This window comes from Pseudomonas sp. PA-4-8C, from assembly GCF_021606625.1.
Classification (GTDB): Bacteria; Pseudomonadota; Gammaproteobacteria; order Pseudomonadales; family Pseudomonadaceae; genus Aquipseudomonas; species Aquipseudomonas lactis.
Genome location: NZ_WKCD01000252.1, coordinates 1 through 8057 on the forward strand (window position 1 = coordinate 1; position 8057 = coordinate 8057).

The 8057-nt window shown below is 56.9% G+C and carries 6 protein-coding genes and 1 pseudogene; all 7 read left to right on the top strand.

The window, feature by feature from the left end; all coding sequences use genetic code 11:
• Window positions 1-215: 215 nt before the first annotated feature.
• Window positions 216-1574, top strand: a complete 1359-nt coding sequence (locus GIW04_RS24660; protein ID WP_236270073.1) for a DUF1329 domain-containing protein — start codon at window positions 216-218, stop codon at window positions 1572-1574.
• Window positions 1575-1729: 155 nt separating this feature from the next.
• On the top strand, window positions 1730-3532 hold the full coding sequence (locus GIW04_RS24665; protein ID WP_236270072.1) for a DUF1302 domain-containing protein: 1803 nt from the start codon (window positions 1730-1732) through the stop codon (window positions 3530-3532).
• Window positions 3533-4056: 524 nt separating this feature from the next.
• Window positions 4057-4953, top strand: coding sequence for a LysR family transcriptional regulator (locus GIW04_RS24670; RefSeq protein ID WP_236270071.1), 897 nt, complete (start codon window positions 4057-4059; stop codon window positions 4951-4953).
• A gap of 44 nt (window positions 4954-4997) precedes the next feature.
• Window positions 4998-5261, top strand: coding sequence for an EexN family lipoprotein (locus tag GIW04_RS24675; RefSeq protein WP_236270070.1), 264 nt, complete (start codon window positions 4998-5000; stop codon window positions 5259-5261).
• 218 nt (window positions 5262-5479) lie between these two features.
• Window positions 5480-7474 carry a conjugal transfer protein TraG gene (locus GIW04_RS24680; protein WP_236270069.1) on the top strand — a complete coding sequence of 665 codons (1995 nt, stop codon included), beginning with the start codon at window positions 5480-5482 and terminating at the stop codon, window positions 7472-7474.
• Entirely contained in the window at window positions 7471-7932 is a 462-nt protein-coding gene (locus GIW04_RS24685; RefSeq protein WP_236270068.1) for a CopG family transcriptional regulator, read from the top strand. The genes GIW04_RS24680 and GIW04_RS24685 overlap by 4 nt, the downstream gene beginning before the upstream one ends.
• Window positions 7929-8057, top strand: a pseudogene (locus GIW04_RS24690) (P-type conjugative transfer ATPase TrbB); the annotation flags it as partial. The gene GIW04_RS24685 and the pseudogene GIW04_RS24690, both read left to right, overlap by 4 nt.

An 8057-nucleotide genomic window follows, 5' to 3' on the forward strand; every position in this document is an offset into this window, starting at 1 on the left:
GCGGCCGCGCCAAACCCTGGGCTGGAAATTCCCCATAGAGGTGCTGACCGAGCACCTGCAGCTCCTGGCGACCAATAACTTGAATACGGTCAACTGACTGTTGCACTTGGAACTTGAGTCCGCCCTGCCGTACATCAGGGTTAAGTTAACTAATGGCATCGGCAAGTGCGATAAGAGCTTGTTTTGCAATGCAGTAATGTATGAGGGTTGCCAGCATGAATATAATAAAATATTTTTTTTGTGTTTCACTGCTTTGTATTGTGGCCAGTGCAAGTGCCGCTGTATCCGAAGAAGAGGCGAGTCGCCTAGGGAAAGATCTTACTCCCACAGGGGCTGAGATGGCTGGTAATGCCGCTGGTACCATTCCTCCGTGGACTGGTGGGTTATCCAAAGATAGTGGTAAAAGCGATAACGATTTTCTTGAAGACCCGTTTGCTAACGAAAAGCCGCTATTTATTATCACGTCGCAGAATCTAGAGAAATATAAGTCTAATCTGTCTGAGGGGCAGGTGGCGCTATTCAAGCGTTACCCTGAAACATATCGGATGCTTGTTTATCCAAGTCACCGCACCACAGCTTTGCCTGACAGGATTTACAAAGCGATCAAGATCAGCGCGTTGAAAACGGAGACACTTGAGGGTGGAAGCGGTTTAAAGGGCTTTTCGGAAAGCCGATACTACGCGTTTCCCATCCCCCAAAGCGGACTTGAAGCCATATGGAATCACATTACCCGATATCGAGGGGGTACGTTACGTCGCAGCGTTGTCCAAGTCACTCCGCAGGCATCGGGCGATTACACGGTTATTCGTTTTGAAGATAAAGTCGGATTTCCAGACGGCTTGAAAGATATGGGAGGTGACTCCTCGAACGTGTTGTTATATTACACTCAACGAGTAACTTCGCCATCACGGTTGGCTGGAAATGTGCTTCTGGTTCATGAGTCAATCGACCAAATCACTGAGCCGCGCGCAGCGTGGCAATACAATGCTGGTCAGCGTCGAGTTCGTCGCGCACCGCAAGTAGCATATGACGGGCCTGGCACGGCGGCCGATGGCCTAGCAACGACTGATAACTTTGATATGTATAATGGTGCGCCAAATCGCTATGAGTGGCGCTTGATAGGCAAGCGAGAGCTATATATACCTTATAACAACTATAAGCTAGCTTCTAATGGCTTAAAATATAGCGATATAGTTAAGCCTGGGCATACCAATCAAGATCTGGCGCGTTATGAATTGCACCGGGTTTGGGAGGTGGAAGCGAGTCTGAAGCAGGGAGAGCGCCACATCTATGCGAAACGGCGCTTCTTTCTTGATGAAGATAGCTGGCAAATTGCACTTTCGGAGCAGTACGACGCCCGAGGTCAACTATGGCGAGTTGGTCAGGCCATGCTGATCCAGCAGTACAAAGCACAAGTGCCCATGTATGCATTCGAAACGCTTAATGACTTGATCGCTGGTCGCTACCTTGCCATAGGCATGAACAATGAAGAAAAGCACGGGGTTGAGTACGGTATTGGCTTGTCTTCGTCTGAGTTTACACCAGCGGCATTAAGAAATTCAGGCGTTCGTTAATCCCATGTCATGGGCATCAAGGATGCCTGCTCGAGCCTAAGTAAGATAACTAACGACACCAACCGCTCTGCACTGGCGAGTTCAGATAATGCAGAGCGGCCTTTGCTCGGGCGAAATCCCATGCGATGCATCCAGAACAATAAGGAAAAACCATTATGAATACCAATCGTCTATGCGCCGGAAAGCTTTCCTCTGCACTTTTTCTGTCTGTGCTTATAAGCGCGCAGACGTATGCAGTGACTTTTAACATCGGAGAAATCGAGGGGCAGCTAGACTCATCGCTCTCAATAGGTGCCATTATGTCCGCGCGTGGGGCGGATCCTGACTTGATTGGTAGCTCGAATGGTGGCACTGGATTTACACAGAGCGGCGACGACGGTCGATTGAATTTTAAGAAGGGCGAAACGACATCTAAGATTTTTAAAGGAATCCACGATCTAGAGCTAAAATATGGAGATACAGGTTTTTTCATGCGAGGCAAGTATTGGTACGACTTCGAGTTGAAGGACGAAAGCCGTACTTGGAAGGAAATCAGTGATCATGGCCGTAAACAGGCTGCACAGTCATCAGGTGCCCAGGTGCTCGATGCGTTCATCTATCACAATTATTCCTTCGGAGATATATTCGGAACACTCCGATTAGGCAAGCAGGTGGTGAACTGGGGGGAGAGCACGTTTATTCAGAATGGAATCAATTCTATTAATCCGATCGATGTAGCGGCGTTCCGCCGGCCGGGAGCTGAGATTAAGGAGGGACTGATACCTGTTAACATGTTTTATGCCTCACAGAATCTGACTGATCAATTGACAGCCGAAGCCTTCTACCAGTTGGAATGGGATCAAACAGTGTTAGATAACTGTGGTACATTTTTTTCAGGCTCCGATATCGCTGCTGAAGGGTGTGACGAAAATTTTCATATATTTGATGCCGAAGCAGTCGGCGCTCTAATGGGGGTACAGCAGCAGCTGTCTGCATTAGGAGTTGACTTAGAACCGGAGGGCCTTATTGTTCCACGCGGCGGTGATCGCGATGCTCGGGACAGCGGCCAGTTCGGCACTGCTCTGCGCTGGATGGGTGGAGAAGCAGAGTATGCGGCCTATTTCATCAACTATCACAGCCGCACCCCCTATCTAAGCGTACAAAATGCCTCCGCTACAGATATAATAGCTGCGACCACCATTCTTGGCGGAGCACTAGCGGCACCCATTCTTGTCGGGCGAGGTAATTACTTCCTTGAATATCCAGAAGATATTCAACTGTACGGCTTGAGTTTTTCTACAACTTTGCCAACAGGTACAGCCTGGACTGGTGAGATTAGTTACAGACCTAATCAGCCGCTACAGATTAATGGAACTGACCAAATTGCCAAGCTGGTGACCAGCGTTGCAGCGGGGTTGGCCTCAGGAGGCATTGATGGGGGACTGGAGCGCGCTGGTGATATCCAGCAAGGCTACGTACGAAAGGAGGTGACTCAGGCGCAAACAACCCTGGTTCATTTTCTGGATCAATTTATGGGTGCGGATCGTTTGACCCTAATTGGTGAGTTCGGCGTAACTCACATCGGTGGCTTAGAAAGCCAAAGCGAAATTCGTTATGGTCGAGACAGTATTTATGGCTCACCCTATGGAGATGACGCTTCCAATGTTGCGGCCCAAGCAGCATATGGCGTCCACGGATTTTACACCAACACTTCTTGGGGTTATCGTGCTCGCGCTGTATGGGATTACAACAATGTAATTGCCGGTATCAATCTTAAGCCTAACCTTTCGTGGTCTCATGATGTTGATGGCTATGGCCCAGTTTTTAATGAAGGGGCCAAAGCGATCAGTGTCGGCTTAGATGCAGATTATGGAAATACTTACAGCGCGAGCCTTTCATACACGGACTTCTTCGGTGGAGACTTCAACCCGACTATTGACCGTGACTTCGTCGCTGTAAGCTTCGGTATTTCATTCTGAATAGGAAACTGGGTCGTACGAGTAGCTGATGGGGGTGTTCAGCTCTGGCAGACGGGTGTTGGCCAAGTATGCGTACGGACTTCGGTAATCGAAAACGGACTGGAGAGTCATCGATCTCTCCCTGGGATTGGATTTGGGCGGCGCGCGCTCATCTGGATGTTATTCATCATCCTTTGAGGCTAGGAAGCACCCAGAGCATAACCGCTCTGGATTCATCACCTTCGACAAGAGCACGCGCTTCGTCGACAACCTCGTGGTTCCGGATCAGCTCCCTACATGTTGGAACTGCTTGTGGCATGAACCTGCCGGCCCGAGGGATAGCTGTCTTTGACTGATTTTCTAGTATCTCTGACAGGGCCACTTAGTAGAGGACTCCTGTACAAACGACGTAACGATCAACAGCGCTGTCGGTAATCTGCCGCTGGAAATGGTACGTGGCATGGGGCTACTGCCAAGTAGTGCGTCGATTGGTGGAATCCCAGATTCTATGGCCGGCCAGCGACACACCGAAGGAGATAATGTGCATGGAGTTGCGGCATCTTCGCTGTTTCCTTGCTGTTGCCGAGGAGCTGCACTTTGCGCGAGCGGCTGAGCGGTTGCACATCGAGCAGTCACCGTTATCGCGTGCGATCAAGGAGCTTGAGGAAGAACTGGGCACGCAGCTCTTCTTGCGGACCACGCGGAGCACGAGGCTTACGCATGCTGGGCGACTGTTTCTGGAGCATGTGCCACGTGTCTTCACAGCTTTGCAGCAGGCGAAGAATAGCGTGAAGGCTGCGGCCAACGGGTTCTGTGGTCAACTGCGGGTGGCTCTCTCGGATGGGATCTCCCCGTCGCGTTTTTCCTCGTTCCTGGCGCTATGTCGGCAAGAGGAACCGGAAGTCGAGATTCGCCTGTCTGAAGTGCCGTTGTCGCGGCAGATCAAGGGGCTGCACGACGATCTGTATGACGCGGGGTTTGCCCAGTCGGATGAGGTCGGGGATGGCATCGTCGCCACTCCGGCCTGGAGCGATCCGCTGATGGTGGCAGTGCCGGAGCGCCATCCCATCCTGTCCCACAAGCACATTCCGTTGGAGGAATTGCTGCGTTATCCGCTGGTGTTGTGTGACCCACAAGCTTGCGAAGGCCATGCGCGCCAGGTCGAGCGCTTCCTGCGCCAGGCGGGAGCGGAGCCGCTGGTCGCGGAGCAGGTGGCCTCCTGTGATCTGATGATGGCGCTTGTGGCGGCAGGTTTTGCCTTGGGGTTAACCGGCGAGTCGTGTATCGCGGCCAGCCGAGAGTCCGGCATTGTCGGTCGCCCATTGGCGGGCTGTTCTCCAGAACTTACGACCTACCTGCTGCATTCGACGCGCGAGCCATCGGCGACGCTGGTCCGCTTCATCGCGCGGGTAGAAGCCATCGAATCTTCGGAGGACGCCTAGTCCAGATCACCCAGCCAGACCGATACCTTGGAGGAAATCGAGCCATGAAGAAGGTCATGCCGTTTCTATGTGTCCTGGCCCTTGCGGCCTGCGGCCAGCCCGACGTACCGGTGCCGTCGGCGTTGGCCACGGTTGATGAACTCACGGCCGATCCAGTGCGGCTGAAGGAGCTGCGCGAGCAGTGCAAGCTGGATCGCGCCAAGCTGGGTGACGGGTTGTGCAATCGCGTCGCCGAGGCTACGCGCAAACGGTTCTATGGCGATGGAACAGTGCCCTACACACCGCCGAAAGAGCCGCCCAAGTTCTGATCGTGGGCGGTCCGCCACGAACCTCTCATTTTTTCGCCCGACACGCCGCAATGCGCCCGCGCTTGCGGTGGCTTCTCTCCATTCGCTCTCGCATGAATTGATGCGTTCCAGTCCAGTTTTGTCCCGATAAAGGTCTTTGACCGGCACTGACCCGGCACCGAATCTCGACCATGCAGCCAGCTTTACGGGCTGTATTAACGGGAAGTCGGAGCAGGGATATGCAAGGGACGAACGTTCTGTTCGGACAGATCGCCGCTGTATTTGGCATCGTGATCGCCGGCGTGTGGGCCGCCACACAATGGACAGCCGCCGCCCTGGGCTATCAAGTACGCCTGGGCTCGCCCTGGTTTTACTGCTTCGGCACGCCGGTCTATCACCCCTGGCGACTGTTTGACTGGTGGTTCTTCTTCGGTGCCTATGCACCGCAGGTTTTCGACATCGCTGGTGCCATTGCCGGCACCAGCGGCATGGTGGCTGTGGGCATCGCCATCGCTATGTCGGTCTGGCGCGCGCGTCAGTCGCGCCAGGTTACGACCTATGGTTCGGCACGCTGGGCCGAGGCTGCCGACATCCATTCGGCGGGCCTGGACCGGCCGGCGGGTGTCTTTCTCGGGCTGCATGGCAGCCAGTACCTGCGCCACGAAGGGCCGGAACATATCCTGGCCTTCGCGCCGACTCGATCGGGCAAGGGCGTGGGTCTGGTGGTTCCCACGCTGCTGAGTTGGCCAGCCTCGGCCGTCATCCACGACATCAAGGGTGAGAACTGGAGCCTCACCGCAGGTTGGCGTTCGCGTTTCTCGTACTGCCTGTTGTTCAACCCCACCGATGCAAGGTCCGCCGCCTACAACCCTCTGCTGGAAGTGCGCCGGGGCGATCACGAGGTACGTGATGTGCAGAACATCGCGGACATCCTGGTCGACCCGGAAGGCGCGTTGGAGCGCCGCAACCACTGGGAGAAGACTTCGCACGCGCTGCTGGTCGGAGCCATCCTGCACGTGCTCTACGCGGGCGAGGACAAGACGCTACGCGGCGTCGCCAACTTCCTGAGCGATCCGGCGTGTCCGTTCGAGGTGACGCTGAACCAGATGATGACGACGCGGCATCTGGGCGATGGCACGCATCCGGTGGTGGCGTCCGCCGCCCGCGAAGTGCTGAACAAGAGCGAGAACGAGCGCTCGGGGGTGTTGAGTACCGCCATGTCGTTCCTGGGGCTGTACCGCGACCCCACGGTGGCCGAGGTCACCTCGCGTTGCGACTGGCGCATCGCCGACCTGATCGCCGCCGAGCATCCGGTATCGCTGTACCTGGTGGTACCGCCTTCGGACATCAGCCGCACCAAGCCGCTGATCCGGCTGATCCTCAACCAGATCGGCCGGCGTCTGACCGAATCACTCGACGGCAGCGATGGCGTGGAGCGTCGTCACAAGCTGCTACTGATGCTCGACGAGTTCCCCGCGCTGGGGCGGCTGGACTTCTTCGAGTCGGCCCTGGCGTTCATGGCCGGCTACGGCCTGCGGGCGTTCCTGATCTCGCAGTCGCTCAACCAGATCGACAAGGCCTACGGGCAGAACCATTCCATCCTCGACAACTGCCATGTGCGCGTGACCTTCGCCACCAACGACGAACGCACCGCCAAGCGCATTTCCGAAACCCTGGGTACGGCGACCGAACTGCGCGCGCAGCGCAACTACGCGGGTCACCGGCTTGCGCCGTGGCTGGGACACCTGATGGTGTCGCGCCAGGAGACTGCGCGGCCGCTGCTGACGCCGGGCGAGGTGATGCAACTGCCGCCCGAAGAGGCCGTGGTGATGGTGTCCAGCGTCGCGCCGATCCGGGCCAGGAAGCTGCGTTATTACAGTGATGCCAACTTCAAGCGTCGCGTTCTGGCTCCGCCGACTCTCGCAGCCGGGCGCTATGCCGACGCACCGCCGGCGCGTACGGATGATTGGAGTGGTTTGGCTGTTCCGGTAGCGCCAGTGGCCCCTGGGCTCGGCGATGACTCGGCGGCCACTGCCGAAGAGGGTGGGCCTCGCCGTCAGCCCGAACTGTCTGAGACCGTCGCCTACAACCCGGAGCAGGAACCTGCCTGCAGCGACCTGGCGCTGCTCGATGACGACGACCTGCAGCCCGTTCTCCCTCGCCAGTTCGATCCTGCCATGCAGCGCGTCGCCCGGCTGGCTGCACTCGACCCCGACGACGGAGTCCAGCTATGAGCCAGTACCGCCTCAACCTGTTCATCCAGCCCGAGCATGCCCGCCGCCTAGACGAGTTGGCCGCCAAGAAGGGCGTGTCCAAGTCCTCCATCGTCGCAGCAGCCCTGGCCTCCTGGCTGTCGCCGGAGGCAGGCAACCAGCGCGAGGCCGCCATCGCCAAGCGGTTGGATCGCCTGTCGCGGCAATTTGAACGCCTGGAGCGCGACCAGATCATCGAGATCGAGACGCTTGCGCTGTTCGTACGCTACTTCCTGACCGTCAGCACGCCGGTGCCCGAGGCGCATCAAGAGGCGGCCAAGGCCCAGGGCAGGGCGCGCTTCGAGCAGTTCGTCGAGCAGCTCGGTCGCCATCTGCTGCGGGGTCGCAGCCTGGTGCGCGACGTGGTGGAGGAGTTGCACCCGGACGGCCCGCGCATGGATGAGGCTGCCCCGGACGACGCACGGGAGCGAGTTTCATGAGTGCCGCGCCGAAGTCCTTCATCGTCGCCTCGCTGGATCGGCGTATTCGCATGTTGCGCACGGCGATGGGGCCGGTGATCGCCGCCGCGCTCGAAGATCCGGACGTGGTCGAGATCATGCTCAAC

What these genes read in the sequence shown, in the direction of transcription:
- GIW04_RS24680 (WP_236270069.1), top strand. Translation starts at nt 5,480, where the DNA reads ATGCAAGGGACGAACGTTCTGTTCGGACAGATCGCCGCTGTATTTGGC.
- GIW04_RS24685 (WP_236270068.1), top strand. Translation starts at nt 7,471, where the DNA reads ATGAGCCAGTACCGCCTCAACCTGTTCATCCAGCCCGAGCATGCCCGC.
- GIW04_RS24675 (WP_236270070.1), top strand. Translation starts at nt 4,998, where the DNA reads ATGAAGAAGGTCATGCCGTTTCTATGTGTCCTGGCCCTTGCGGCCTGC.
- GIW04_RS24665 (WP_236270072.1), top strand. Translation starts at nt 1,730, where the DNA reads ATGAATACCAATCGTCTATGCGCCGGAAAGCTTTCCTCTGCACTTTTT.
- GIW04_RS24660 (WP_236270073.1), top strand. Translation starts at nt 216, where the DNA reads ATGAATATAATAAAATATTTTTTTTGTGTTTCACTGCTTTGTATTGTG.
- GIW04_RS24670 (WP_236270071.1), top strand. Translation starts at nt 4,057, where the DNA reads ATGGAGTTGCGGCATCTTCGCTGTTTCCTTGCTGTTGCCGAGGAGCTG.